The sequence below is a fragment of the Pseudomonas grandcourensis genome, assembly GCF_039909015.1.
Taxonomy (GTDB): domain Bacteria; phylum Pseudomonadota; class Gammaproteobacteria; order Pseudomonadales; family Pseudomonadaceae; genus Aquipseudomonas; species Aquipseudomonas grandcourensis.
The window spans coordinates 3,388,575-3,413,926 of the sequence record NZ_CP150919.1 but is presented as its reverse complement, the minus strand read 5'-3'; the positions used below and the strand labels follow the sequence as shown (position 1 = coordinate 3,413,926).

General features: G+C 54.1%; 22 protein-coding genes and 1 pseudogene. 5 read left to right on the top strand and 18 right to left on the bottom strand.

From position 1 onward, the window contains the following. Nucleotides 1-45: 45 nt before the first annotated feature. The 10 genes from AABM52_RS15235 to AABM52_RS15190 form a co-directional block, all read right to left on the bottom strand. Nucleotides 46-2,154 (bottom strand): methyl-accepting chemotaxis protein, encoded by a 2,109-nt coding sequence (locus AABM52_RS15235; RefSeq protein ID WP_347906572.1) that lies wholly within the window; start codon nucleotides 2,152-2,154, stop codon nucleotides 46-48. Nucleotides 2,155-2,301: 147 nt separating this feature from the next. Next, nucleotides 2,302-3,738 (bottom strand): NAD(P)(+) transhydrogenase (Re/Si-specific) subunit beta, encoded by a 1,437-nt coding sequence (locus AABM52_RS15230; protein ID WP_347906571.1) that lies wholly within the window; start codon nucleotides 3,736-3,738, stop codon nucleotides 2,302-2,304. Continuing rightward, nucleotides 3,735-4,088 carry an NAD(P) transhydrogenase subunit alpha gene (locus AABM52_RS15225; RefSeq protein ID WP_347906570.1) on the bottom strand — a complete coding sequence of 118 codons (354 nt, stop codon included), beginning with the start codon at nucleotides 4,086-4,088 and terminating at the stop codon, nucleotides 3,735-3,737. The genes AABM52_RS15230 and AABM52_RS15225 overlap by 4 nt, the downstream gene beginning before the upstream one ends. A gap of 15 nt (nucleotides 4,089-4,103) precedes the next feature. Continuing rightward, nucleotides 4,104-5,225: a Re/Si-specific NAD(P)(+) transhydrogenase subunit alpha gene (locus tag AABM52_RS15220; RefSeq protein WP_347906569.1), complete on the bottom strand. Its 1,122-nt coding sequence runs from the start codon at nucleotides 5,223-5,225 to the stop codon at nucleotides 4,104-4,106. 600 nt (nucleotides 5,226-5,825) lie between these two features. Then, the gene (locus tag AABM52_RS15215) at nucleotides 5,826-6,626 is read right to left on the bottom strand and encodes a TIM barrel protein (protein ID WP_347906568.1); all 801 of its coding nucleotides are present in this window, start codon (nucleotides 6,624-6,626) and stop codon (nucleotides 5,826-5,828) included. An 81-nt stretch (nucleotides 6,627-6,707) separates the two neighbouring features. Beyond that, nucleotides 6,708-9,110 (bottom strand): MMPL family transporter, encoded by a 2,403-nt coding sequence (locus AABM52_RS15210; RefSeq protein WP_347906567.1) that lies wholly within the window; start codon nucleotides 9,108-9,110, stop codon nucleotides 6,708-6,710. Beyond that, complete coding sequence (locus AABM52_RS15205) at nucleotides 9,107-10,231, bottom strand: YCF48-related protein (protein ID WP_347906565.1); 1,125 nt, start codon at nucleotides 10,229-10,231, stop codon at nucleotides 9,107-9,109. Before AABM52_RS15205 ends, AABM52_RS15210 begins: the two co-directional genes overlap by 4 nt. 88 nt (nucleotides 10,232-10,319) lie before the next feature. Next, nucleotides 10,320-11,672, bottom strand: a complete 1,353-nt coding sequence (locus AABM52_RS15200) for a DUF1329 domain-containing protein (RefSeq protein ID WP_347906563.1) — start codon at nucleotides 11,670-11,672, stop codon at nucleotides 10,320-10,322. A gap of 24 nt (nucleotides 11,673-11,696) precedes the next feature. Beyond that, the gene (locus AABM52_RS15195; RefSeq protein WP_347906561.1) at nucleotides 11,697-13,349 is read right to left on the bottom strand and encodes a DUF1302 domain-containing protein; all 1,653 of its coding nucleotides are present in this window, start codon (nucleotides 13,347-13,349) and stop codon (nucleotides 11,697-11,699) included. A 107-nt stretch (nucleotides 13,350-13,456) separates the two neighbouring features. Then, the gene (locus tag AABM52_RS15190) at nucleotides 13,457-13,873 is read right to left on the bottom strand and encodes a heme-binding protein (RefSeq protein ID WP_347906559.1); all 417 of its coding nucleotides are present in this window, start codon (nucleotides 13,871-13,873) and stop codon (nucleotides 13,457-13,459) included. Between the two features lie 425 nt (nucleotides 13,874-14,298). Here AABM52_RS15190 and AABM52_RS15185 point away from each other — a divergent pair, with 425 nt between their 5' ends. Next, nucleotides 14,299-14,982, top strand: a complete 684-nt coding sequence (locus AABM52_RS15185) for a GntR family transcriptional regulator (RefSeq protein WP_218534767.1) — start codon at nucleotides 14,299-14,301, stop codon at nucleotides 14,980-14,982. Nucleotides 14,983-15,127: 145 nt separating this feature from the next. On the opposite strand, the gene AABM52_RS15180 is transcribed toward AABM52_RS15185, so the two are convergent. From AABM52_RS15180 to AABM52_RS15170, 3 genes are all read right to left on the bottom strand, one after another. Next, nucleotides 15,128-16,774, bottom strand: coding sequence for a bifunctional 3-(3-hydroxy-phenyl)propionate/3-hydroxycinnamic acid hydroxylase (locus AABM52_RS15180; protein ID WP_347906557.1), 1,647 nt, complete (start codon nucleotides 16,772-16,774; stop codon nucleotides 15,128-15,130). Nucleotides 16,775-16,899: 125 nt separating this feature from the next. After that, entirely contained in the window at nucleotides 16,900-17,460 is a 561-nt protein-coding gene (locus AABM52_RS15175; RefSeq protein WP_218534764.1) for a VOC family protein, read from the bottom strand. Nucleotides 17,461-17,500: 40 nt separating this feature from the next. Then, on the bottom strand, nucleotides 17,501-18,352 hold the full coding sequence (locus AABM52_RS15170; protein WP_347906555.1) for a fumarylacetoacetate hydrolase family protein: 852 nt from the start codon (nucleotides 18,350-18,352) through the stop codon (nucleotides 17,501-17,503). A 124-nt stretch (nucleotides 18,353-18,476) separates the two neighbouring features. On the opposite strand from AABM52_RS15170, the gene AABM52_RS15165 reads away from it, so the two are divergent. The 4 genes from AABM52_RS15165 to AABM52_RS15150 all read left to right on the top strand — a co-directional run bounded on the left by AABM52_RS15165 (nucleotide 18,477) and on the right by AABM52_RS15150 (nucleotide 21,454). Next, complete coding sequence (locus tag AABM52_RS15165; RefSeq protein WP_347906553.1) at nucleotides 18,477-19,058, top strand: amino acid synthesis family protein; 582 nt, start codon at nucleotides 18,477-18,479, stop codon at nucleotides 19,056-19,058. Between the two features lie 69 nt (nucleotides 19,059-19,127). After that, the gene (locus AABM52_RS15160) at nucleotides 19,128-20,243 is read left to right on the top strand and encodes an alcohol dehydrogenase catalytic domain-containing protein (protein WP_347906551.1); all 1,116 of its coding nucleotides are present in this window, start codon (nucleotides 19,128-19,130) and stop codon (nucleotides 20,241-20,243) included. Between the two features lie 179 nt (nucleotides 20,244-20,422). Then, entirely contained in the window at nucleotides 20,423-20,863 is a 441-nt protein-coding gene (locus AABM52_RS15155) for a cupin domain-containing protein (protein ID WP_347906549.1), read from the top strand. Between the two features lie 33 nt (nucleotides 20,864-20,896). Then, nucleotides 20,897-21,454, top strand: a complete 558-nt coding sequence (locus tag AABM52_RS15150) for an NADPH-dependent FMN reductase (protein ID WP_347906547.1) — start codon at nucleotides 20,897-20,899, stop codon at nucleotides 21,452-21,454. A gap of 143 nt (nucleotides 21,455-21,597) precedes the next feature. Here the strand turns inward: AABM52_RS15150 and AABM52_RS15145 are convergent, their stop codons facing one another. The 5 genes and pseudogenes from AABM52_RS15145 to AABM52_RS15125 form a co-directional block, all read right to left on the bottom strand. Continuing rightward, nucleotides 21,598-22,374 (bottom strand): SDR family NAD(P)-dependent oxidoreductase, encoded by a 777-nt coding sequence (locus AABM52_RS15145; RefSeq protein WP_129445174.1) that lies wholly within the window; start codon nucleotides 22,372-22,374, stop codon nucleotides 21,598-21,600. 146 nt (nucleotides 22,375-22,520) lie between these two features. Further along, nucleotides 22,521-22,667 (bottom strand): annotated as a pseudogene (locus AABM52_RS15140) (histone-like nucleoid-structuring protein, MvaT/MvaU family); the annotation flags it as partial. 156 nt (nucleotides 22,668-22,823) lie between these two features. Next, a complete protein-coding gene (locus AABM52_RS15135) occupies nucleotides 22,824-24,209 on the bottom strand; it encodes a gluconate:H+ symporter (RefSeq protein ID WP_347906546.1) in 1,386 nt (461 codons plus the stop codon). Next, a complete protein-coding gene (locus AABM52_RS15130) occupies nucleotides 24,206-24,349 on the bottom strand; it encodes a hypothetical protein (protein ID WP_347906544.1) in 144 nt (47 codons plus the stop codon). Before AABM52_RS15130 ends, AABM52_RS15135 begins: the two co-directional genes overlap by 4 nt. Nucleotides 24,350-24,505: 156 nt before the next feature. Beyond that, nucleotides 24,506-25,351 (bottom strand): amidohydrolase family protein, encoded by an 846-nt coding sequence (locus AABM52_RS15125; RefSeq protein WP_347906543.1) that lies wholly within the window; start codon nucleotides 25,349-25,351, stop codon nucleotides 24,506-24,508. Between the last annotated feature and the right edge of the window lies 1 nt (nucleotide 25,352).

Here is a 25,352-nt window from a genome sequence, read left to right as displayed (position 1 = left end):
AGCATCCGCAATGAGGGCAATGAGGGCAATGAGGGCAATGACGAATCAAACCCTGAATTGAGCAACCAAGTCGCACTGTTGTTCGGAGAGTGAACGCAGGGTTGAACCTGACTCCAACGCCTTCTTAGCTGCTGTGGCGACTTGATCTGTAATTTGCCCCATCCCAGTTATCGTGTAATTGATCTCTTCAGCTACCTGGCTTTGCTGCTCTGCTGCTGCAGCAATTTGATTATTCATCTCATTGATGATGTTTACGGACGCCGTGATGCCCAAGAAATAATGCGCGGCCACCTGCGCTTGCTGTAAACATGATTGAGTGTGGGTATGACTTTCAAGCATTGAATGGGTAACCGACTGACTGCCACCCTGCAAACGCTCGATGAGTAATCTAACCTCCTCGGTCGCAAGCTGGGTTTTTTGCGCCAGGCTTCTAACTTCATCAGCCACAACAGCGAAACCACGACCGTGATCACCCGCTCGTGCGGCTTCAATGGCAGCGTTGAGTGCAAGCAAATTGGTTTGTTCGGCGATAGTACGGATAGCAGTCACAACAGCCCCTATATCATTGCTGCTTTCTTCGAGTACTTTCACCGTCTTAACAGAGTCCTCCATGCGTATAGCGAGAGCGTTAATAGCGGCGACGGCATCCTCCATCGCAACTTTTCCATCGCCTACCGCTTGTTCTGCACGCCCCGCTGCTTTTGCAGCATTCATGGCATTTGCTGCGACATCCTGCGAGGATGCGGTCATCTCGTTAATTGCTGTTGCAATCTGCTCAACATCACTCTGTTGACTCAGCATCCCTTGATGTGTTTGCGCAGCTATAGCGGCACCGTCGGAAGTTGTGTCAGCAATCATCCTAGTTGAGCGTATGACCTTAATAATTAAGCTCTGCAACTGCTCTAAAAAGACATTAAACTCTTGAGCAATAAGCCCTAACTCGTCCGCACGCGAACTACTCAGCCGTTGAGTTAGATCCCCCTCCCCTTTAGCGATATTTTTTATCATCGCAAGCATGCTTTGAAGTGGACGAACGATTCCACGGGCCACGAATCCAACAATCAGAATTCCGAAGCCACTCACCAGCAAGCCGACTAATCCCATCGAGCGTGCTTCAGAAACGTAGTGCTGCTCCAAGAGACCTTTCAAATCGCTAACGCTTTTGAAAACGACATCTTCTGGGAGCCGAACCAAAAGCGTCCATTTCGTAGCGGTGTTAGCTACGGTAAAACGAAGTGCAAGTTGAATCATTCCTCTTTTATCAAGGCTATAATTCTCATCTGTAGTGCTTAGCTTTGAAAATGAGCTAACCAGTTCTGCTCCAAAAGTTTCGCTGGCAGATTTCCCTACTTTACTTGCCTCTGCTGTGTAAGCTACGAAACGGCCGTTGCCGGAAATTAGGGCCATTTCACCAACCCCTCCATACAACTCACGATTTGCTTTTTCAAGGATTTTTTGGACGAACTCCAGATCTAACGATGCACCAGCAATGCCTTTAAATTTATCCTTTATAAGGATTGGAGCGGTAAACGCAGTCAATTGCACCGACTTTCCGTTAATTGTATAAATTACCGGGTCGGTTGCACAGGCAGAGCGACTTTCCTTTGGGCACAAATAAAACTCACCCTCTCTTACGCCCGTGGGCAGAAACGCCTCACTCTCCATAGAATACAGCTTTGAAAGATTATATTTCCCGGCTTCCGCGCGAGACCACAAGGGCAAGAAACGCTCTTGCTCGCTCAATCCACTATTAGCATTTGGCTGAAAAATACCTTTTGGTTCCCAAGCTATGTAGGTGGTCACTAGCTGCGGGTTTTGAACGAGTGCATCAAGAGCAAGATCACTGAGCAACTTTCCTTCTGCATCACGATCACCGCTAGGCTTGGATACAGCCAGAACATTGGCCCTTGCAAGATTTTTTGCAACCTCAATTGGCTGATCTAACTGCCTCTGAATTTGGCTAACTTGATACTTTGAAAGGCCTAGCAAGTGCTCTTTAACTTCAAGCCCCAAAATCTCTCTAGTTTTCTCACCAACCCAGTTCTGGGTTTTCTCTCCAGAGATCAGCGCATAAAGCACTAATGCAGCCACTACTGAGAGAATGGCGGATCCTGCGTAGAACATAATGCTCAACTGAAGAGATTTTATTTTCATTATTTTCTCATGCTCGCTTACGAGTCTGAAGAAGCTATTGTTTTTCACAACTACTAGAGCACACGACCTGAACACTGAAGGTTTCGGCCGCCGCGCGCTTTTTTTGCGCGCGAGCAGTAGATAGATGGCCATCCCTAGCCAATAGATTTAATCGACCGCCTTAACCATGTCTTCGATGACTTTCTTGGCGTCGCCGAAGACCATCATGGTTTTGTCGAGGTAGAACAGTTCGTTGTCCAGACCGGCATAGCCGCTGGCCATCGAGCGCTTGTTGACGATGATGGTTTTGGCTTTGAACGCTTCGAGAATCGGCATGCCGGCAATCGGCGATTTCGGGTCATTCTTCGCGGCCGGGTTGACCACATCGTTGGCGCCAAGCACCAAAACCACGTCGGCCTGACCGAACTCGGAGTTGATGTCTTCCATCTCGAACACTTGGTCGTAAGGCACTTCTGCCTCCGCCAGCAACACGTTCATGTGGCCAGGCATGCGACCGGCAACCGGGTGGATCGCATACTTCACCGTCACGCCGCGATGGGTCAGTTTCTCGGTCAGTTCTTTCAGCGCGTGCTGCGCCCGTGCCACGGCCAGGCCGTAGCCCGGAACGATGATCACAGTGTCGGCGTTGGTCAGCAGGAAGGTCGCGTCGTCAGCTGAACCGGATTTCACCGGGCGGGCTTCTTTCGAGCCAGCAGGGCCGGCCGCGTCCGCCGTGTTGCCGAAACCACCGAGCAGTACGTTGAAGAACGAACGGTTCATCGCCTTGCACATAATGTACGAGAGGATCGCACCGCTTGAGCCCACCAGCGAACCCGCGATGATGAGCATCGAGTTGTTTAGCGAGAAGCCGATACCTGCCGCCGCCCAGCCGGAGTAGCTGTTAAGCATCGACACCACCACCGGCATGTCCGCGCCACCGATCGGGATGATGATCAGCATACCCATGACGAAGGCCAGGGCCAGCATCAAGGCGAAGGCGTTGAGGTCGCCGGTCAGCATGAAGGTGATGCCCAGCGCCAGTGTGGCCACGCCCAGCAACAGGTTCAGTTTGTGTTGGCCGGTGAACTGTACCGGTGCGCCCTGGAACAGGCGGAACTTGTACTTGCCCGACAGCTTGCCGAAGGCGATGACCGAACCGGAGAAGGTGATCGCACCAATGGCGGCACCGAGGAACAGTTCCAGGCGGTTACCGGCCGGGATCGCGTTACCCAGTTGCGCAACGATACCCAGCGACTGCGGCTCGACGACCGCCGCAATGGCGATGAACACCGCGGCCAGGCCGATCATACTGTGCATGAAGGCGACCAGTTCGGGCATCTTGGTCATTTCAACACGTTTGGCCATGATCGAACCGGCGGTGCCGCCGATCAGCAGGCCGACGATCACGTAGACGATACCGTCGTGGGCAAGTTCGGCACCCAACTTGTAGATCAGGCCGACCGTGGTGAGAATCGCCAGGCCCATGCCGAGCATGCCGAACAGGTTGCCGCGACGCGACGTGGTGGGGTGCGAAAGGCCCTTGAGCGCCTGGATGAAGCAGACCGAGGCGATCAAATACAGGGAAGTAACCAGGTTCATGCTCATGCTTGCTGCACCTCAGCGTTGACTGCGGCGGCCTTGGCTGCCGGCGCTTTTGCTGAAGCCGCTTTCTTCTTGAACATTTCCAGCATCCGCCGGGTCACCAGGAAGCCGCCAAACACGTTGACGGCTGCCAGGGCGACCGCGAGGGTGCCCATTGTTTTGCCCAGTGGCGTGACGGTCAGCGCCGCAGCCAGCATGGCGCCGACGATGACGATCGCCGAGATGGCGTTGGTCACGGCCATCAATGGCGTGTGCAGTGCAGGTGTAACGTTCCAGACCACGTGATAACCGACATAAATCGCCAGCACGAAGATGATCAGGTTGTTGATACCGGGGGAGATAAGCTCTTCCATAGTCAGAATCCTTGCTTAGGCGTTTTTGCGGATGACTTGGCCGTCGCGGCACATCAGGCACGCGGCGACGATGTCGTCTTCGAGGTTCACTTCGAACTGGCCTTCTTTGTTGAAGACCAGCTTCAGGAAGTCCAGCAGGTTGCGGGCGTACAGGGCCGAAGCGTCTGCCGCGACTGTGCCGGCCAGGTTGGTCGGGCCGCAAATGGTCACGCCACTCTCGACGACCACCTGATCAGCCACGGTCAGCGGGCAGTTGCCGCCTTGGGCTGCCGCGAGGTCAATGACCACCGAGCCAGGCTTCATCTGCGCCACGGTTTCGGCGCTCAACAGTGTCGGAGCCTTGCGGCCCGGGATCAGGGCGGTGGTGATGACGATGTCGGCCTGTTTGGCGCGTTCGTGCACGGCCAGGGCCTGACGCTGCATCCAGCTGGCCGGCATGGGTCGCGCGTAACCGCCGACACCGACGGCGCATTCACGCTCTTCATCGGTCTCGTAGGGCACGTCGACGAACTTGGCGCCGAGGGATTCGATCTGCTCCTTCACCGCAGGGCGTACGTCCGAGGCTTCGATCACTGCACCCAGGCGCTTGGCCGTGGCAATGGCCTGCAAACCGGCCACACCGGCACCGAGGATCAGCACGCGAGCGGCTTTCACGGTACCGGCAGCGGTCATCAGCATCGGCATGAAGCGTGGATAGTAGTGAGCGGCCAACAGCACGGCTTTATAGCCGGCAATGTTCGCTTGGGAGGACAGCACATCCAGGCTCTGCGCACGGGAGGTGCGTGACGCAGCTTCCAGCGCGAACGCGGTAATACCGCACTCGGCCAGCTTGGCAATGGTTTCATTGCTGAACGGGTTGAGCATGCCGACCACAACGGTGCCGCTTTTAATCAGCGTCAGCTCGCTATCGCTGGGAGCGACTACCTTGAGAATCAGCTCGGCACCAAACGCATCGTTGGCGCTGCCAATGGTTGCGCCTGCCGCTTCATAGGCACTGTCAACAACACTGGCTTTAATGCCGGCGCCGCTTTGTACAGTGACCTTATGACCCAGGCCTATCAGCTTCTTGATCGTTTCCGGGGTTGCAGCGACCCGTGTTTCACCCGTCAGGGTTTCGAGAGGAACACCGATTTTCACGTATATCTCCGTACTAATATAAGAATCCACCATGCAGCCGGATTAACAGCAGCTGCGTAGATACCTTCTGGTTTAGGTGAGCTGGAGCAGAGAGAAGTAGCAGGCCTGGCTAGGCAAATATTCCCCGGAGTCCACGGGGGTAGAACGCTGGAGCGGTATTGCGAACTGCTGAGGCAATGCAATGCTGGTTCAGCGTTCCGCCCTGAGGAATATGCAGTAAGGACTTGATCAATGTCGTGAAGCAGCGAGCTTTGTGAGACGTCATCTGTAGACACCTTGTACGGCGCAATGGGAGCGCTTTAGGTTCTCTCTGAAACGCATGAAGAGACGATCCACTCACACAATTTGTGAGGAGTGGCTAGCCGAGTCCGTTGTCTCGCGAGTGAGACAATCCTTGCTGATACAGCTAAATAGGATCAGAAACCGCGCAGCTCTCATACGATCTATTATTTTTATGCGCTGTGATGATGCATCACATAAATGCTAGCATGCAAGCATGCCGATATCACATTGAGGATATTTCTCTTGATAGCCCTCTCTGGATTTCCTTAGGCCCTCCTTAGGCTTTGCCGCGCTCGACCTTTCACCATGAGATGACGCTCACTGAATCAAATCACTGTGCGACTCAGTTCCTTCTTCAATCGCAAAACAACGATCAAGCCAGCTCATACCTTCGAGTGTGCCAATAGCAGGCTGATACTCACACCCAACCCAGCCTGTATAAGAATGTGCATTTATCGAATCAAGAACTCTAGGTAGGTTCAAATTACCTATATTAGGCTCGTGCCGTCCTGGGTATCCGGCGATCTGTAAATAGACGGATTGAGGAAGATAGAGATCGAGGCAAGTAAGAGGATCCAGCCGTTCCATCGCAGCATGATAAAGATCCAGAATCAGGCCTAGCCCTTCTAATCTTTGCGTCCAACCGACGGCTCCCGCCAGTGTTCGAATAAAATACCCAGGCACTGAAATTTGATTGATGGCTTCAATCACAACCTTTACGTCATGACGGGCGGCCTCCTCGATGGCCCAGTTCATGTTGTCGACAAATTGCCCACTCGATGCAGCGTAATTTGTCTGCTCGACCACACCGGATAACACGTGAAGCAGTGGACTGCCTCCTTCCACGGCATATTCGAGTCCCAGGTTAAAATCCTTACGGAAGTCCCCAGCCTTTCCAGACTGAGCAGCCAGCCCCTTACTGCCAGGTTGCAATGGCATTGTTGCCAGTACCTGTTGAAGGCCTGTGCGACGTAACTGTTCGGCTATTTTTGCTGCCGCCATGTCTCGTGGAAAACTGAACTCAACGGCTTCAAAGCCTGCGTCCCGCGCGGCGCTAAATCGATCCTCGAAAGACCATTCGGTGAAGAGCAAGGTGAGGTTTGCTGCATATTTGATCATTCAATTAATCAAGCCATTGTGTTTGAGTTGCACCACGAAAAGCGGATTCAGCGTTACTGAATCCGCACTCGTGCTTGGAAATTACGCTGTTACAGGAAAAGATTTTGGCTTGAGCAGAAAGTGCGCCAGTGCCGGAACCAGTACCAGCGCGCCCACCATGTTCCAGATGAACATGAACCCGAGCAAGATGCCCATGTCAGCTTGGAACTTGATAGGTGACAGCACCCAGGTGAGCACTGCAATGCCCAGTGTAATACCTGTCATCACCACGACCTTCCCGGTAGACAGCAACGCAAGGTAGTAAGCCTCTGACAGGCTTCTGCCATTTCGCAAATTGGTGAGTGTTACGCTGAGGATGTACAACGCGTAGTCCACACCAATACCCACCCCCAATGCGATCACGGGCAGCGTCGCGACCTTGACGCCGATGTTAAGCCCGACCATCAAGGCTTCGCACAAAATGGAGGTCAGCATCAGCGGCAGCACCGTGCACACGACCGCACGCCAGGATCTGAACGTAATGAAGCACAGCGCGATGACAGCCGCGTACACCATGAACAGCATCTGCACGTTCGAACGCTTCACCACGATATTGGTGGCCGCTTCGATGCCGGCATTGCCCGCCGCATTGAGGAACTGGATCTGATCCGAGTTATGGGTCGCCGCGAACTGTTCGACTGTCTGAACCACGCTGGTGAGCGTGTCCGCCTTGTGATCCTTCAGATAGACATACACCGTCAGCAGATCGCAATTCTGGTTGAACAGTTCTCGCGGGGCGCGGGTGATAATCGCGTTCAACAGTCCCTGGTTACGGGGTATCTCGTACCAGCTCATGCTGCCTTCATTCATGCCGGCCGCCGCCTGCTTACTCAGTGCCGCTAAAGACGTCGTGGACACAACACCCGGCAACTGCTGAAGCTGCGCTTCCAGCGCATCGACTGACACCAGGGTCTGGTAATTGGCGCAGTAGTATTGGGGCGTTTTCACCATCACTACATACTTGTCGCTACTGGCGGAAAAGTTACTGACCATGAAGCGGTTATCGCTGTTGTAACGCGATTCAGGACGCAATTCCGGTGCACCGGGATTCAGATCGCCGATCTTCACATGAAGGCTCACCGCAAAGCCTGCGACGCCTAGAATCACGGCGACGATGATTGCTCCGCTCGCCCATTTACGTTCAGTAAATCTATCCAGAAATGCCCAAAATGGATGGCGGGTATGATGCGCATCCAACTGAGAGAACTTGTCGTTCGCCGCTTCTCGTTGTGCAGCTGCTTTGCTGACCCCGGTGTACGACAACAGAATCGGTAGCAGAATCAGGTTGGTGAAAATCAACGTCAGCACGCCGATCGTCGCGGCGATAGCCAGATCCTGGATGACCGGAATCTTGATGATCATCAGCACAGCGAAACCTACGGCGTCAGCCACCAATGCCATCAGCCCGGTCAGAAACAACCGGCGAAAGGTGAAGCGTGCCGCCACGAGCTTGTCGGCTCCACGCCCGATGTCCTGCATGATGCCGTTCATTTTCTGGGCGCCATGACTCAACCCAATCGCAAACACCAGGAACGGGACGAGGATCGAGTATGGATCGAGATCAAACCCCAAGGTGGGCAGTAATCCCAGTAACCAGACAACCGCGATAATCGAGCATAGCAACACCAACAATGTGCTGCGTACGCAACGGGTGTACCAGAACAGCACGATGCCGCAAATTACCAATGTCGCAGCGAAGAACAGCTGCATCTGCCGCATGCCGTCAATCAGATCGCCCACCACTTTGGCAAAGCCAGTGATGTGGATTTTGATGTTGTCGGTTTCGTACTTGGCCCGGATCTGTTCGAGCTGGCCGGAAAGCGCGTTGTAGTCCAGAGGTTTGCCGTCGTCCGACGTAGTGTCCTGAAGAGGCAACAGTACGATGCTGGATTTGAAATTGGAGGCTACGAGCCGACCTACTTCGCCCGACCGATCAACGTTCTGACGAACCTGATCAAGACTCTTGGCAGAACCATCGTAATCGTCAGGTATGACTGGCCCACCATCGAACCCCTCCTCAGTCACGCCGATCCAACGGGTCGCCGGAGTCCACAGGGACTTCATATATGAGCGGTCGACGCCGGGAAGTAGAAATACCTCATCGTTGATTTTCTTGACCGTCTCAAGGTAGGCAGCATCAAAAATGCTGCCCTGTTTGGCCTCTATCGCAATCCTCAAGGTGTTTCCACCCTCCCCCAACTGGCCCCGGTTTTTCAGGTAGTTCTGCACATAAGGGTGATCTGTCGGGATCATTTTTTCGAAGGCGGCATTAAGTTTCAAACTCAATGCCTGGTAGCCAAGTATCAGACTGAGCAATACGCAAATGCCCAAAATGATGCTGCGATGATTGAACAGAAGCCGTTCAACCAAGGTGCCAGAGGACGGGTCGAAAGCATCCGGCTGAGGGATAGTGTGATGCTGCGCAGAACGTGTATAGCTATTCATTGATCGTGCTCCGGCGAGTCCACTGCAACTGCGGACGACAGCATGCCGCGTGCACTACTGATGATCAGGTTGCCGTTCGCAGCTTGCGCCATGCCTGTGAAATAACTGGGTTGAGCAATCTGAAGGACAGCCGCTTTGCTATCGCCATTCGCGAAGCGCAACACCCTTCCCGACTCATCGGAGAGCAGCATCGATCCATCGGCAAGACGCAATCCACTGGTCAATGTGACGGGCTGCAAGGTGTCGAGGGGCTGCCAGGTATCGCCGCGATCCTTGGACTCAAACGCTTTTCCGCGAAGCCCAAATGCCAAAATGGAACTGCTGTTTGTCGCCTGTAGCCCGAAGGTCGTGCCCTCGTAAGGTGACGCCAGCGGCTCGAAGGTTTTCCCATCGTCACTTGAGCGCAACAGAGTGCCCTGTTCGCCGGCGATGAAGAGATCCCCACCCACCCGTTCGATGCTGTAGAGATGCAATCCGTTTGGGTTATCGATACGGGAACGGATCGATTGCCAGCTAAACCCGCCATCATGGGTGACAAACGCCAGACCGTAAGCGCCCACCACCAGTCCGTTTTTGGCGTCCAGGAAGAGAAGATCAAGCAGCGGCTTGTCGGGGCCATCGTCCACGAGTTGCTGTGCTTGAGCTAAACGCTCCTGCGCCTTTTCAGCGTCGTCGGAGCCTCCAGTGGCCTGCTTGGCTTCCTGTAACTCGATTTCGGCCGCCTGGACGCCATCCAACTGCTTGTTCCAGCTCAGTCCGCCATCCCGGGTGTGTAAGACGATCCCGGCATGTCCGACGGCCCATCCTTCGACATCGTCGATGAACCTAACCTTGACCAGCGTCACGCTGACGGGGGAACCGACTTGCGACCAGCTAGTACCATTGTCATCGGAGACAATGATGAACCCACGTTCGCCGACAGCTACCAAGCGATGCCCGGCCCGCGCAACGCTGAGCATGACTGATTGGGCTGCCATTGAACTGATGATCGATGGTTGCATTGGCAAACCATCGGTTTGTGCGGATGCTGAAGTGCACAGGAACACCGCCACGAACGACGCGCTCAACAGCAGTGCCTTGAGCGGATGACCAACGATAAATCCTGGTGTTTGATTACGCATTTGCGAGCCTCGATGATGCGGTTCAGTGGACGCCGCGCCAGTGACACCGCGTCCATGGAACACAAGTTTGAAAAAGTTGTTGCGAGGCTCAGCGCACCGACCCAGACGCTACCGAATTACCGGTAAAGAAGTTCTCGGGTTTGCGTGATATGACGCTATAGGTTTCGCCGTTCAGACTCTGTACGACGCTGTACGTCTTGGCTTGCAGGTTGTAGATCACAACCGGTTTCACCACCACCGCCGGTATGGAAGGCACCACGAATGGAAGCACCTGGGACACACGCCACAGTTTGCCTTCGGCGTCGTAACCATCCACCAGCGAGACCGTCCAACTGTCTTCATCGATGAAGAATTTGCGTTTAGGCACTGCATGGCGCTTGCCCGGTGCAACAGTGGCCTCAAGCTCCCAGACACGATGGAGTTCCCACCGCACTTTGTCTGGATTGAGGTGGTTAGCCACGAAGGCGTCGTCTCGTTTTTCTGCGTTGAATTTGTTGTCGTTGTATGGGATGTACAACTCTTTCTTGCCGACCAGCTTCCAGTCATAGCGATCCGGGTGACCGATGAAGCCATGCACCTCATCGAAGTAGTTAGCACCGGAAGCCACGAAGTCTGGCGTGTCGTAACCCACGGTCGGGGCACGACGCACGCGACGCTGGCCAACCAGGTATTGCCAGGCTTCACGTGGTTCTTGGGCGTTGATGCTGTCGTGTGTAACTAACGACTCGCCGGCTTTGAACGGTGGTTCGTTGGTCAAGAAACGCAGCAGCGCGTATTGCCCCGACCATTTATCGGCGGCGCCGTCCTTGTAGTAATACGGGTACTGCCAGTTCTCGACGCCACGGCTGGCCAGCGTTCGAGTTCCGTCAGCATTGCCAATGACGTTGGCATACCCCATCTGAATGGATTCCGCTTCTACCCGAAGCAGGAAATTCCAGATGACTTCGTTGCCGGTTTTAGGGATCGGGAATGGAATGCCGCCAAAGCACCCCTCCACCGACATTCCGTTGCTGGTCGTCTTACAACGGGTCGCATTGGCGAAGGTGTTTTGATAAACGCTGTCAGGTGCCGCGGCTGTACGGTGAGTCGGGTAAATATCCAGATGGAAGGTGTCGGGATATTTCGCCAGCAAGGCTTTCGTGCCTTCACTCAACTTGTCCGCGTACTGTGCAGCGTTCTTGGCGGTAATTTGCAGCACCGGCTTCTCGCCTGGGAATGGATCCGCCGGCATATCGCCCAACTTCGCCCCTGCCACTTCTTTCGTCAACCCGCCTGTCCAGGCGGGAATGGAGCCTTCAGCATTGCCTGCTTTTTCGGCGCCCATTGGGGTCAATGTGGTCTTTAGCTTCGCCGCCTCTTCAGGGCTCACTGCCGCAAATGCGGTGCTGGCAAACATTGAGATAGACAGGGTGGAAAGCAGCAGCAGTTTAATTTTTGTCATTATCAGGGCCCGCCTTTATTTTGCTTAAAAGGTTCGCTGGATCGAAAACGCCACGAAATCTCTGTCTTTCATGTTTTGCTGGAAGGTGTATGAGTTGGATGAGTTGATGACCGGGCCTGCCTCACCAAAGAAATTGGTGTAGCTCAGAGAGGCATACCATTGCTTCTTGTAATCCGCCTTGAGACCTAGCGTCAGATCCCCGCCGTGCTCAGGGCCAAATGCCTGAGGTGTGACTGAAGAACGCCCGGATGGGTTGTAGCCGATGGTGACTGGCGCTTGAATGTCGACCCCGGGGAAGACTTGGAAGTACTGAGGCTCAAAGGTGAACCGCAGCGCGAAGGCGTCGCGCGTTGTGTTGGGATCCAGCTGATCGGCATTTTTGGTCACACTCAGCCGGCGGTTAAACGCAAGCTCACCGATCAAAGAAGCGCCGTCCCAGAGTGCTGATCCGCCGTAGACATTGACCATCGACACTTGGGCATGCCACGACCGGCCAATCGGGTACGCCGGGTTGGAATCATTATCAGAATCCAGTCCGGTAATGATTGTTCCGCCGACTCCCGCCAATGGGGTGTCGACGCGAATAGACGTTTCGCCGGCTATATTAGCTTCGCCGACCAAGGTGCTGAAACTCGCCCCGAACACCTTGATATCCTCGGGATAAACGTTGATGAACGTGTCATCTGCACCGGGGACAAGCGCAGCCGGCCGGAAGTAAAATACAGGGGTTTTTTCGTGATACTTCGCGGCGTATAAACCGAACTCCCAGTCCTCGATAGCGAATTTCACCTGAGCGCCAAATTGGCCTGAGTCCTTGGCATCGATGTCCTTGCCGTGAAGTAGCGGGCCAGTAGGAAAAAATACCCGTTCGCCCCCCTCGCCGACGAAATCCGCGCCGCTGAAATAGCTTCCTGCTGCAGGAAGACGAGTTTTATTCCACTCAAATTGGTAATAGGCACCGACACTGACCGTATCGCTCAACTGCCAGTTACCGGACACCTGCTTGGTCGGCATCAGAATCTCTTTAAACTGAGACCCCGGCACCGATTGCAGCTTTACGAGATCAACCGTGGACTGCGCATTGGCAATACCGTTGGCACCAAAGAACAGGCTTTCACCGTAGATTTGCGTGAACTGCCCCAACCGCCCGGACAACGAGGTACTGCCGATTTCCTTCGAGCCATAGACGAAGGCATCGAGGATTTCAGTACTCGTTTCATGGACGCGACGAGTGTCACTGGTGAACTGATCGTGATCGACGCTCACGGAGTTGGCGGTGGCCGGTGAGTTGTTATCATTGTCATGGCTGTAGACGTTGTCGTACCAGGACGCTGCGCTGAGGCGGGCCCCGACGTCCTTGTATTTGATGTCTAATTCGGACAAGACATCCAGACGATTGGAGATGAGGCCTCGACTGAAATTTCGGTCGCCATCGTCCAGGTTGGGATTGCTGTTGGAAGTGCCAGGGCCGGCCGCAACCTTGCTATCGAGCTTGTTCACCCGCCACGCATTGCTGTACTTGATCGTGTTATCCCAGGTCGCCGAAAGATCGGGATTGCCGGTGTCGATCTGGAAGGCTTGCGATGGCGTTGAAAGGCCCAACAGTACCGTTGCGCTAATCGCGCAGGCGATGCTGGAAACCGGCAACGGGCAGAGCCGCTGGTTGGCTGTTTTCATGGAGATGTTCCTGTTTTTTTGTTTTTGTAAAAGGTCATCCACTCGCAGCATTGGCTGCGAATACATCGGGGTGCTGCATAACGCTCCGAGCGCCTTTGTTTCCCGCCTTATCGTTCCAGATGCGCGGCCAATGCTTGCAAGCCGGCCTCCACGAGGACGATATCCAGTTGCGACTTCAACCCGCTGACGGCAAACCCGCCTACGACTTCACCCTCAACAACGATTGGAAGGCCGCCTTCGATGGCAAAGACGCCGTGAATCCTCGAAGCGCCGGATCGGCCTTCAGCGACCATCTCCTCAAAAAACTTGGTTGGCCGGCGCGTGACTGCAGCGCTGCGGGCTTTATCAATGGCCGTTTGGACAGACGAGACGGATGCGCCATCAAGTCTTCTGAACGTCATTAAGCAACCCGCCTCATCGACCACGGCCATGGATACCTTCCAGCTCTCCTTGGTGGCTTTTTCCATGGCAGCCAAGAGCATCAATTCAGCGTCCGCCAACTCGAGAACCCGCTTCGTTTTCATCACACGCCTCTTGAACCTTGGGTTCGGGATCGATGTAAGCCAAGACAACTATGCGTATTAACGTGTTTAATGCACTTAATGTGTCTTTGTGCACAAAACGTAATCCTGGGCAAATTTAAAGTCAAGAAGATTCTCGAGGGCAAGTATTCGTTGCGTAGATACGGGCGAGATGTGGAGGCGGCATACGGTGCCACCCGGTTGGGGGCTCAAACGACGGAACGTTCAGGAGGTAAGGAAAGAATCGGGAGGGGATACAGGTGGGCGCTGTAGAGATAGAAGGCGAATTAGAGCGTCCGGCAGAGTCGCTAACTATTTTATGCTTGCGGCGCGGGGAAATTTATGCGCAATTCAGGCATTAGCCATTTGCACTAAATGGCGTTTTGCGCATAAAATCCGTTTAGTGCAAATTCCAGGAAGCTCCGACCATGATCACCTCCCCCGGCAGTCCGCTAATCGATGTCGCGCTGACGAAGATGAAAAAAGCGATTGTTTGCTGCGAACTGGCCCCGGGCGAAAAACTCAAGGTTGCCGAACTGTCCAAAACCTATGGGCTCAGCAGCTCCCCCATTCGTGAAGCGCTTAATCGACTGACCCAGGACGGTGTCGTAGAAGCCAGCGACAACAAGGGGTTCAGGGTCGCACCGATCTCCACTACCGACTTCCGTGACATTACGCGGATGCGCTGCCTGCTCGAGTGCGAAGCGCTAAGTGATGCCATCCAGTTTGGCGACGATGCCTGGGAAGCCGATGTACTGGGTGCGTTTCACCGTTTGAATCTGATTGAGAAAAAACTGGGAAGTGGCGTACTCGCACTCGACGATGAGTGGTCTACCCGGCATAAGGCCTTCCACTTCGCGCTGTTTGCGGCATGTCCATCACCGCTGATGCTAAAGATGATCGACTCTCTATTCGACAGAGCAGAGCGCTACAGGCGCTTTTCCGCCAAGCAGCGGATCACTCCAAGACATAAGGGAAATGAGCATCAAGAGTTGATGGATGCTGCTCTGGCACGAGACTCAAAAGCTGTGACGCTCTTACGCGATCACATCCAAAACACCTTGGGTCGAACCGTAGAAGCCATCGAGCGTCAACAAGCTACGCTTCAGTAAATCATCGACCTGCCACTGGTTTCGGGTTTCCGGCTCGATGACGTTGCCACGCGTCATCGACAGCTGCATTTAACGTATCCCACAAAAAACCCTTCACCTCGCAACTGCTTTCGTGGGCAGTACGAAGCAAAGGGCGTACTGCTCCTTACAAGGGTATCGCTTGCGCAAACCTGATAGTCTTATCGCAAGCGCCGCCACTACTCTGCAGAGCCTGCTCAGGTTCTTTGCACCACAACGCAAGCTCCATGCCCTCAAGCATCTCCATCGCCCAGGCGACAGTGACTGCCCCGCCGTAAACGTAGTGATCCGGCCGCACGATGACCACATTGCAGCCACGACGCTCCAGCCATTCGGCCAGCACGCCGTCAACCTCTTCGTAATCATCAACAGCGCGTGTGCCAGACTGTTGGGAACTGACTAACCGAACGACCTGGATAGGCAGACCTTTCAGCGATTGGCTACTTCGCAGACATCTTAATAGCGCGCTGGCGTCGAACCCTGGCGCAATGACCACTCGAAAGGACTGTCCGGTAAACTCATCCAGCAGTGCCTTCTTGCCGGCATGGTTGATGACCATCGGTTGCGGAAACAGCTCGCCGGCAGGTGGAACATTGGCGACGAAGCCTTGGTTCAAGCCAGGAATCAGCGATTGCCTGATGGTGCCTCCCGGGTTTTCCTTCATCTGCTGAATCAAGCGCGCATCGCGGATAGCGGCTTTCTCGCTGTCACGCTCGCAAATGACACCACCGAATTCTTTTGCCGCCATCGTAGTTTGGCGGACATGGGGAATACGCTCGGTCTGGTAGGTATTCAGGAACGCCGGAGAAGCTAGGCCTCCTTTAACAAGCGCCAGTTTCCAGACCAGATTCAATGCGTCGCGAATCCCTTGGCACATGCCTTGTGCCAGAAAGGGGGGTGTCATGTGCGCTGCATCCCCGAGGAAAAACACCCGGTCGGACTTCCACTGCTCCAGAATCAGTGCATGGAATCGGTAGGCAGAGGCACGCCACAGCTGATAGTCGCCCTCAGGCAACCAACGGGCGATCAGCTTTTTGATCGCTTCGGGTTGTGAGATTTCCGTCGGCTGTTCGTCAGGGTTAATCATGAATTCCCAACGTCGATGCTGACCCGGCCCGACGACAAAGGTACATGGCCTGGCCAACTCGCAAAATTGCACGTTGGTCTTTGGTAGATGCTCGCCCGCCCCTTCGTTGAGGATTACGTCAACCACGAGCCATGGCTCGTCGAAGGCTAGATCCTCCATTTTCAACCCTAGACGGGTACGGATTGGACTGGTGCCTCCGTCACACGCCAACACATAGTCCGCAGTGACTGTGCGCTCGGTTCCATCCTTGGCCTGGATGCGAACAACCGCCTGTGAACCTTTGGAATCTACCGACAGAACCTCTGAACCGAGTTCCACGGTGACGGACTTCATATCCGCAATTTTACTGCGTAGGGCGCGCTCGACGGGGGGCTGTGAGAAGACATAGTTAGGCGCCCAACCCAGCGGATAGGGAGGTTTGGCGGCGTCAATGCGTTTGATCAACTGAGAACCGGTGGTACGGTACTCCGAAGGACGATACGGCATGACATGCTCAGCAATGTCATCGGCCAACCCAATGTTGCCGAACACACGCATCACTTCGTGATCAAAACCCATAGCCCTAGGGTTGGTGTACACCGTCTCGGACTTATCCACGACGAGAGCGCTTAGCCCCCACATGCCGGCGAGATTTGCGCACAGAGCACCCACTGGCCCCATTCCAACAATGATGACATCGTAGTCCATCGTCAACTCCGCTTTTTGTTTTTCTCTACTGCGACTTCTGGTTGATGAGCAGACTTTTGCGCCCCCATCAACCAGGCTTCAACGACCACTGATTGGAGCAGGCTATATAGCCCTTCCAAATGTCATTAGCCGATACGAACGCGCTGCTCTTCGATCTTCGCCCGTATGGATTCCTTCCATTGCTCGCGAGTCTGGAAACCGGGACGGCGCTTACACATAGCCTCGGTCTGGGCGAGGATAGCCTCAGTCGGCATCTCGAGATCCAGCGGTTCCTTGCAAGGTTGTGCGGTGTAGAACGGCGCATCGACATACATTTCGATGGGATTGCCTTCAGGATCTTTGAAGTACATCGACCAAGCGTTGCCGTGATCCACCTGTGCAATCCCTTCAATTCCGCTTTTCTTGGCGAATTGATAGTACGTTTTCAGGTCGTCGAGGGAGTCCAGGAGAAACGAAAGCTGATTGATCGGGTTGAACGGTAGGTCGACTGGTTTTCCGTCAAAGAGAACGACCTGATGATGTAACTCAGGGTTCTGAGTCATGAAGAACAAACGGTGACCTGTAGAAGCGACCCCCTTGTCACTTACGATGAAACCCAAGGTGCGGCAGTAAAAATCAACCATCCGGTCGAGGTCTTCGCAAAACACACCAGAGTGGGTGAAATTGATTTTAGGTAATGCGGACATTTGGAACCTCCAGTTTTTATGATTGTGTAGAGGGCAACGCTTAGACTTCGTCAATAACACCATTCGACAGCGTGCCAATCTCAGTAATCACCACTTCAAAAACATCACCTGGCTTCAGAAAAATCGGTGGATTGCGTTTGAAGCCAATGCCGCTCGGAGTACCAGTTGCCAGAATATCTCCAGGGTTCCATGAAAGCGCTTTCGATACATACGAAATCAAATGAGGAATGTCGAATGCCAGCTCCGAAAGGCTGCCTTCCTGCAGTTGCTCGCCGTTAAGTACCCCCCGCACAACTAGCTTTCGGTAGTCTGAAATTTCCGATGCCGGAACGAGCCAAGGCCCCAGAGCACCCGTTTTTCTGAAGGTCTTACCCATACCGTACTGGTGCGTATGGAACTGCCAATCGCGGACGCTGGCATCGTTGAAGCAGGTGTAACCCGCAACGTGATCCATCGCGTCCGCCGGATCGATATGTGCACCACCTTTCCCGATCACAACCGCCAATTCGGCCTCGAAATCAAATTGCTCTGAGACTTGAGGTCTAACCAGTGGTTCGCCGTGGGGCAAAAGAGTTTCGGCGAAACGCTGAAAAATCACTGGAAACTCGCCGACCTTTCGGCCCGCCTCTTCAGCGTGAGCAACATAGTTAATGCCTACGCAAATCACCTTTCCAGGATTGGGTATCACTGATTCCAACTGGATACTCGAGAATGGGTAGTCAGGCTGCGCAGCATCAATAATCTTGCGCGCCTCCTGAAGCAAGGACGGGTTGCTCAGAAAAGTCGCGAGATCTGGCACTTCCGAGAAACGGTTGGTCAGTTCAACCACTCCGTCACCGGACACGGCACCGAAATGGGCTTCTCCTTCTTTACGGTACGAAATCAGCTTCATCTTGCCTCTCCTATTTTTGTGCATAAAAACTAACTTCTTGCACCATACATCATTAAATGCATAATGCAAAAGGCCGGTTTAAAAAATAGCGAGCCCATGAGGCTCTCGGTTCTGGAGGTTACGCATGTCGCTTGTGATGGTTCGTAAGGTCAAGCTGGACGTTGAAGAGGTATTCCACGAGGGCGGGCCTCGTTTGTCAGCCCCGCTGCGGATTGCAGTAGCCACCGCGGTGGTCGCCAATCCTTACGCAGGTAAGTATGTAGAAGACTTGCTGCCGTTTATGCAGGAACTGCGAGCTTTAGGCGCAGAGCTGTCGGAGCAACTGATCCAAACCCTGGGCGGAGCTAAACACGTACAGGCCTATGGCAAGGGCGCAATCGTTGGTGAAGACGGTGAGTTAGAGCACGGCGCCGTATGGCACGAAGCAGGTGGCTGGGCAATGCGCGAAGCGCTAGGCAACCCGAAGGCGATAGTTCCTGCGGCCAAAACTATTGGCGGCCCAGGCTGCCGAGTGATGATCCCACTAGGGCATATCCAAGCTGCATACGTTCGTAGCCATTTCGGCGTTGCTGAAATGACTGTATGGGATGGCCCTCGCCGTGGCGAAATTGCCTTTGGCCTAGCCATGGCTACAGGCGGACGAATACATGCACGATTGGGCGGTCTCGCTGCCTCCGACGTAAAGGGCGAAGACGGACTGCGTTAGTGCCTTAGATTTGAAGCGTGCTCCAAAGGTTAGGTACCACTACAAAAACAATATGTGTTGGAGAACATCATGACTGCAAAAACAATGCGCGCTGCACGCCTGTACGAAGGCGGCAAACCCATGGTCATCGAGCAAGTTTCTGTACCCGAAATCCGCCCTACTGAGGTGCTGGTCAAGGTGAAGGCATGTGGGATCGTCCCAAACCTGCACAACATTCTGACAAATTGGGTTAAGTGGTTCCCTCAAAATCCGCTGCCGAAACTTCCTGCCATTTTCGGGCTCGACCCATCAGGTGTCGTCGAAGCAGTAGGTGCTCAGGTCTACGACTTCAAGGTGGGTGAGCGGGTGTACGTTAACCCTGGCAGATACTGCGGTTCCTGCCGGGCATGCCGTGCGGGCAACACCATTGCGTGCACTGCCTATACCTTCAACGGCTACTTCGGTTTCACGCCAAAAAGTCCCCGCATGTTCGAGGATTACCCTTACGGCGGCCTCTGCGAGTACATCCCTGCGCCCCAATACAGCTTGGTCAAGCTGCCTGACAATATCAGTTTTGAAACGGCTGCACGCTTGGGTTACATGGGCACCGCTTACAAGGCGCTTCTCAAGGCGAATGTTGGCCCTGGCAGTACCGTGCTCATCAACGGGATTAGTGGGACGCTTGGTCTCGGTGCCGTCGTCCTGGCGCTTGCTCTAGGTGCTCGTAAAATTCTCGGCACTGCCCGCAATCAAGATTTGTTCCAGAAGGTGAAAGACCTCGCAGCTCCTGGGCGAATTGAAATTCACACGCTCGGTACTATTCCTACCAACGAATGGGCCCATGAGGTTACGCATGGCGAGGGCGTGGATGTGGTTATTGATGCCTTGGGCCCAGGCGCACCGCACGAAAGCCTGACCCAAGCTCTCAAATCTCTGCATCGAGGCGGACACTTAGTGAACATTGGCGCTATCGCCGGTGAAGTCCCTATAGACCTGCATTGGATCATGGACAACGACATCCAGATCAGTGGATCTGCCTGGTTCACCACTGGTCAAGGACAAGCCATGGCTGACATGGTTGAGTCCGGTGTGCTGGATCTTTCATTTTTTGAAAATACGGCTTTCAAGCTAGAAGACGTCAACAACGCGATTACCGGTATCGAAAACCGCCATGGCGGCTTCAGCAACTACGTCATTTGTCCTTGATGCACGCAGCGAGTGGAGCGGTTCGCCCTTCCCTCGCTGCCTCTTTGACTGCTCGTTGAGTAATCCAAATGAAGATAAGAAGAATCGTGACCGGTCACGACGAACAAGGGAACTCCGTGTTCGTTTCAGATGACTACGCCCCAAGAGCTCAATCTTTTGCCTCAATCCCTGGACATGCCATGGCGCAGTTGTGGGTGACCCCAGCAAATCCGGTACGCCTCGAACAGGAACGTGATCCCACGCTAGGCAACCCTTCACTGATTCCTCCTCAGGGCGGCACCAGCATCGCCATGTTCGATTTCCCACCGGACTCGGTGATGCAGAACCCCGTCGATGGTGTGCGGGCCTATGAAGAGTTGGGGGCGGCTTTGCCTGGCTTGATCGAAAGCTTTGAACCGGAAAATCCGGGCATGCACACCACCGCCACCATTGATTACGGAATCATTCTGGAGGGCGAGATGTGGCTGGAGCTGGATAACGGTCAAAGCCGTCTCGTAAAGGCGGGAGACATCGTTATACAAAATGGCACACGACACGCATGGCGCAACAAAAGTGAGGGGATTGCCCGAGCACTGTTTGTGATGATCGGCGTGTCATCTCCAAAGAAACAGGTCGTGTAGTTTTTTGATTATCCATCTCTCTGAAGGATTTTTATGGCCACCGTCGCTCATCGTCTACTCGGTATTTCAGGTAGCCTGCGTTCACAATCAACCAATACAGCGGTACTCAAGACCCTCTCCAATCGGTTGGGCCATCAGGTAGACATGAGTCTCTTCGCACTGAATGAGATCCCCCTTTACAACTCAGATCTCGAAGCGCAGATGCTGCCTGCATCAGTGGCGGTGCTGAAAGATGCTATCGAACAAGCCGATGGCTTGATCATCTGCTCGCCTGAATACAACTACGGTACTTCCGGCGTGCTGAAAAATGCACTGGATTGGGCATCTCGCCCGGGCTTCAACTCATCGTTGAAAAATAAACCCGTGCTCATCATGACGTCTTCACCAGGCGTGCTTGGCGGGGTGCGCGCCCAGGCACAATTGAGAGAGACGCTATCAGCGACCCTTTCCAGAGTCATTCGCGGCCCTCAGATAGTCATTCCGGGCGTCAATGAAAAGATCCAGGACGGCAGATTCATTGATGAAAAAACGATTGAGTTCATGCTTGCCGCCGTTGATGACTTGATTAGTGAAATCAAAGCAGCCTCGTAGAAGGCTATCCGAGACGATACCAATACCTAAGTCTATTCACTCGTCGTGTTTAACAAAAAAGGCCCTCTCGGGCCTTTTTGTACTCCAACCAAAATCACTTGCTCAGCCAGGACTCAACGGTCGCAGAAGGGATTAAAAAAGTCTTAATAAGCTTTGTTCTCAACCAAGCAATTGCCCCCATCCACCACGAGCAACTCACCTGTGATGTAACTCGCTTCAGGTGAAGCCAAGAATACAACGGCAGCGGCCACTTCCTCTGGCCGACCCGCTCTCCCAAGAGGTGTAGAGCGTGCTGCTTTGACTTCATCAGGAGTGCTCGACCCTGTAGCTATCCAACCAGGGGCAACTGAATTCACCGTGATACCTAGATGAGCAACCTCAAGAGCGAGACTCATGTTCATCCCTACCATTCCGGCCTTTGCTGCACTATAAGCAGCCTCTCCTGGATTACTGGCTCGTGTGCCTGTGGTTGAGCTGATGTTTACTATGCGGCCATAGCCTCTAGCCCGCATCCCAGGCAACACCCCTTGAGTTAACAGGAACGCAGTTGTCAGATTTCTAGCGATGGAAAGATTCCAGGTTTCGAGGCTCGTATTCGTGAACTCGGCGAACGGTTCTGGACTCCCTTGCATCGCCATACCGGCATTATTTACAAGAATATCGATGCGGCCCCAGACGGCCTCAGCCCAAGCGACGAATTCACTAACCTGAGTTTCCTGAGTTAAGTCTACCGGTCGACCCTCTGCTTCGAAGCCGGCGGCGCGTAACTCCGCAACCCGCTCATTGATGCGTGCGCTGCTTGCCGTGACGATCAGCTTGGCCCCTTGAGCCCCAAGACGATGGGCAATTGCCATACCAATTCCAAGCTCACTGCCCGCTCCACTCACAAGCGCCACCTGATCTGCCCAGCTTGAATTCATCATCCTTGCCTCTGTTGAAGGTTTTCGAAGCACACGAATGGAGGTTTAGCAGATAGCCGGAAACGTCGGTTGAGGATTTGGTCGCTGACTTCGACAAACTGCAAATAAAAAGGGCCTTCGGAGGCCCTGTTGTACTCAAATCGAACTCACTTGGTCAGCCAGGACTCAACGGTCGCGGAACCGTGCTCTGCTTTCCATTCCTTCAGTTGATTGTGGTTGCCACCTTTGGTTTCGACGACTTCGCCAGTGTGAGGGGTTTTATAGACCTTAAACATGCGTGGCTTACGGGTGCCGACACTTTAGGGTTAGAGCCGAGTAAAACGCTCCATGCTTACCAGCGAACACTGAGCATTCAAGTTCGATGGTAAACACCCTGTGGAACGTAACTCTATCTCCCACCCTCGGCTAACTCGCTCGGGCAGGGTCACTACCTGCGAACAGATCCTGACTCAAATCACCGTGACAGCCGCATTCAACATCAACACCACAATCAAACCGACCACGGCTACGATGGATTGAACCACCGAAATGGTCTTGGTGGCTTCGCCCATAGTCATGCCGAAGGATTCCTTCACCATCCAGAAGCCCGCATGGTTCGCATAGTTGAAGAACAGCGAGCCGCAGCCTATGGACAAGGCAAGCAGAGGCAGGTTGAGGCTGGGATCAGCACCTGCAAGCGGCGCCAGCAAGCCCGCAGCACCAACGATACCTACAGTGGCAGAACCGGTAGATACCGAGAGCAACATCGCGATCAACCAACCCAAGATCAGCGGAGGGAACGCAGACTGCTGAGTCAGGTGCACAATGGCATCGCCCACCTTGGCGCTGGTCAGCAGCTCCTGAAAGGCACCACCGCCGGCGATGATCATGATGATTGAGGCGATTGGCTTGAGGCTCTTGCCCAGGGATTCGCGCAACTGCCCCGCATCGCCGCCCCGCACGAGTACCAGACTTGCCCCTGCGAACAGCACGCCTAGGAGCATGGCTATCAGGGGATTGCCCAAGAAACTTGCCATTTTCAGGATCGCATTGCCCTTGGGTAATACCATCTCAGCGACGGCATGAATCAGCATCAGGATCGCCGGTAGCAAGGCTGCCAGCACGCCAAGGCATACGCTGGTGCTTGGTTGACCGTCGGCTTTTTCAGCTAGGGTGAACTGATCTAGCAAAACCTGATCGGGCCGAGTGCTCATGCGCGGCGAAATGAATGCGCCATAAAGCGGGCCGCCTAAAATCATTGCAGGAATAGCCGCAAGGAAGCCATAGAGCATTGTGGGCCCAACCGAGGTTTTGAGCGCGGCGATGGCCGTCAAGGGGCCAGGGTGCGGCGGTACCATCCCGTGCATGGCTGCAAGTGCCGCAATCACCGGAACACCCACATACACATACGCTGAACCTTTGAAGCGAGCCTGGCTTTCCAGCTTTCGCGCCACGCTGAATATCAGTGGCAGCATGATCACCAAGCCCACCTCGAAAAACATGGGAATGCCAATTACAAATGCAACCATCATCATGGCCCAAGGTATCATCCGATCCGATGTTCGCTTGAGGATGACCTCGGCGACCTGCTCTGTGACGCCTGCGTCAGCAAGAATTTTGCCTAGCATCGCTCCAAGCGCGATTACGACCCCTACTGCCCCCAGTGTCTTTCCGGCGCCGGTGATCAAGTGGGAGACGATGGTTTCTGGCTCCATACTGGTTGCAAAGCCAACGCCAACGGAAACTACTAGCAAGGCCAGGAGCGGGTGCATTTTGAGACGCGACACGATGAGCGCCACCAGCACCAGGACGCTCACCAATGCGGTCAGTAAGAGGTCTATATCTAAAGGAGTCATGAAAGGATCTCGGTTGGGCTGGCGCTCAAACTGAACTCAGATTTGAAAGAGAAGTTTGAAACCGTAACGCCTGTCAGCGCACGCGATAAACCAAACGTCGTGTGGATGCTTTCAACTTCGGCATTGGGTGACGTATTCATGGAATCTACTCTCTTGTAATTGGAATATGCTGCTATTACACAGAACTTCTCGATGAGGCACGGTAGGTTTTACTGCAACGTCGCACTTCGAACGTTCTGTATGTATTCGTTTAAATGGGTGAGATGAATGGTCATCTGCAAATGCAGGCGTAAGTCTCAGCTTTCGCCTTTTGCAAAACCGAATAACCTTCGAGGTGCTTGCACCAGCAACGAATAGCTAACCTGCGTCGAACACTCCAGGGCTTGCAACTGATCGACTACGGTGCCGAAACCGATGCTTTGCTCATGCTGCGTATGCGGCCAGTCGCTGCCCCACACCAACTGACGAAGGCCGAAACTTTGTTCGAACAGCGGTAATGCCATTCGAGCGAAATTGATGTTCTGTTGCGGCGTACCTCCCAAACGATAGATTCCCGATACCTTCATCCAGATCGAACCTTTCGATCCCAACTCCAGTAACTCGCAAAACCCGGGCTGATCGACGCCCGAATTGGCATCCGGCCGACCAAAGTGATCAATCACCAACTTCAAACCGAACGGCGTCAATTGATGGATCAGTCCCGGCAGATCCTTTACCTCCCGATGCAACTCGACATGCCAGTCAAGATCAGCAATGTGGCTGAAAAACTCTCTCCAGGCACTGTTACGAAAATCAGGTAACGCCTTACCCATCAGGTTCAAGCGAACGCCGACCACGCCCAGGTGATCCATGTCATTCAATATGGCGCGACTGACGCCTGGTTCCAGCACAACCACGCCTCGCAACTTATCCGGCGCTTGCCTCAACGCCGCCAGCAAGTAGCTATTGTCGGTGCCGAGAAAGCTCGGTTGCACCAATACGCCATGACTCAGACCATGAGCGTGCAAGTGCGTCAGATACTGCTCAAGCGTGGCGTCGTAATCAGGGGTATAGCGCCGTGCACCGACCAGATTTAGATCACGGCTAAACACATGAGCATGGGAGTCGATGCCGGTGATCGGCGTAGAACAGGTGTCAGTCATA

Excerpts from the sequence above, each read along its gene's own strand:
- AABM52_RS15195 (WP_347906561.1), bottom strand. The coding sequence starts at position 13,349 with ATGAAAACAGCCAACCAGCGGCTCTGCCCGTTGCCGGTTTCCAGCATC.
- AABM52_RS15145 (WP_129445174.1), bottom strand. The coding sequence starts at position 22,374 with ATGAATTCAAGCTGGGCAGATCAGGTGGCGCTTGTGAGTGGAGCGGGC.
- AABM52_RS15130 (WP_347906544.1), bottom strand. The coding sequence starts at position 24,349 with ATGAATACGTCACCCAATGCCGAAGTTGAAAGCATCCACACGACGTTT.
- AABM52_RS15165 (WP_347906553.1), top strand. The coding sequence starts at position 18,477 with ATGTCGCTTGTGATGGTTCGTAAGGTCAAGCTGGACGTTGAAGAGGTA.
- AABM52_RS15170 (WP_347906555.1), bottom strand. The coding sequence starts at position 18,352 with ATGAAGCTGATTTCGTACCGTAAAGAAGGAGAAGCCCATTTCGGTGCC.
- AABM52_RS15225 (WP_347906570.1), bottom strand. The coding sequence starts at position 4,088 with ATGGAAGAGCTTATCTCCCCCGGTATCAACAACCTGATCATCTTCGTG.
- AABM52_RS15210 (WP_347906567.1), bottom strand. The coding sequence starts at position 9,110 with ATGAATAGCTATACACGTTCTGCGCAGCATCACACTATCCCTCAGCCG.
- AABM52_RS15205 (WP_347906565.1), bottom strand. The coding sequence starts at position 10,231 with ATGCGTAATCAAACACCAGGATTTATCGTTGGTCATCCGCTCAAGGCA.
- AABM52_RS15180 (WP_347906557.1), bottom strand. The coding sequence starts at position 16,774 with ATGGACTACGATGTCATCATTGTTGGAATGGGGCCAGTGGGTGCTCTG.
- AABM52_RS15125 (WP_347906543.1), bottom strand. The coding sequence starts at position 25,351 with ATGACTGACACCTGTTCTACGCCGATCACCGGCATCGACTCCCATGCT.
- AABM52_RS15155 (WP_347906549.1), top strand. The coding sequence starts at position 20,423 with ATGGCGCAGTTGTGGGTGACCCCAGCAAATCCGGTACGCCTCGAACAG.
- AABM52_RS15215 (WP_347906568.1), bottom strand. The coding sequence starts at position 6,626 with ATGATCAAATATGCAGCAAACCTCACCTTGCTCTTCACCGAATGGTCT.
- AABM52_RS15235 (WP_347906572.1), bottom strand. The coding sequence starts at position 2,154 with ATGAAAATAAAATCTCTTCAGTTGAGCATTATGTTCTACGCAGGATCC.
- AABM52_RS15185 (WP_218534767.1), top strand. The coding sequence starts at position 14,299 with ATGATCACCTCCCCCGGCAGTCCGCTAATCGATGTCGCGCTGACGAAG.
- AABM52_RS15190 (WP_347906559.1), bottom strand. The coding sequence starts at position 13,873 with ATGAAAACGAAGCGGGTTCTCGAGTTGGCGGACGCTGAATTGATGCTC.
- AABM52_RS15175 (WP_218534764.1), bottom strand. The coding sequence starts at position 17,460 with ATGTCCGCATTACCTAAAATCAATTTCACCCACTCTGGTGTGTTTTGC.
- AABM52_RS15230 (WP_347906571.1), bottom strand. The coding sequence starts at position 3,738 with ATGAGCATGAACCTGGTTACTTCCCTGTATTTGATCGCCTCGGTCTGC.
- AABM52_RS15160 (WP_347906551.1), top strand. The coding sequence starts at position 19,128 with ATGACTGCAAAAACAATGCGCGCTGCACGCCTGTACGAAGGCGGCAAA.
- AABM52_RS15135 (WP_347906546.1), bottom strand. The coding sequence starts at position 24,209 with ATGACTCCTTTAGATATAGACCTCTTACTGACCGCATTGGTGAGCGTC.
- AABM52_RS15200 (WP_347906563.1), bottom strand. The coding sequence starts at position 11,672 with ATGACAAAAATTAAACTGCTGCTGCTTTCCACCCTGTCTATCTCAATG.
- AABM52_RS15150 (WP_347906547.1), top strand. The coding sequence starts at position 20,897 with ATGGCCACCGTCGCTCATCGTCTACTCGGTATTTCAGGTAGCCTGCGT.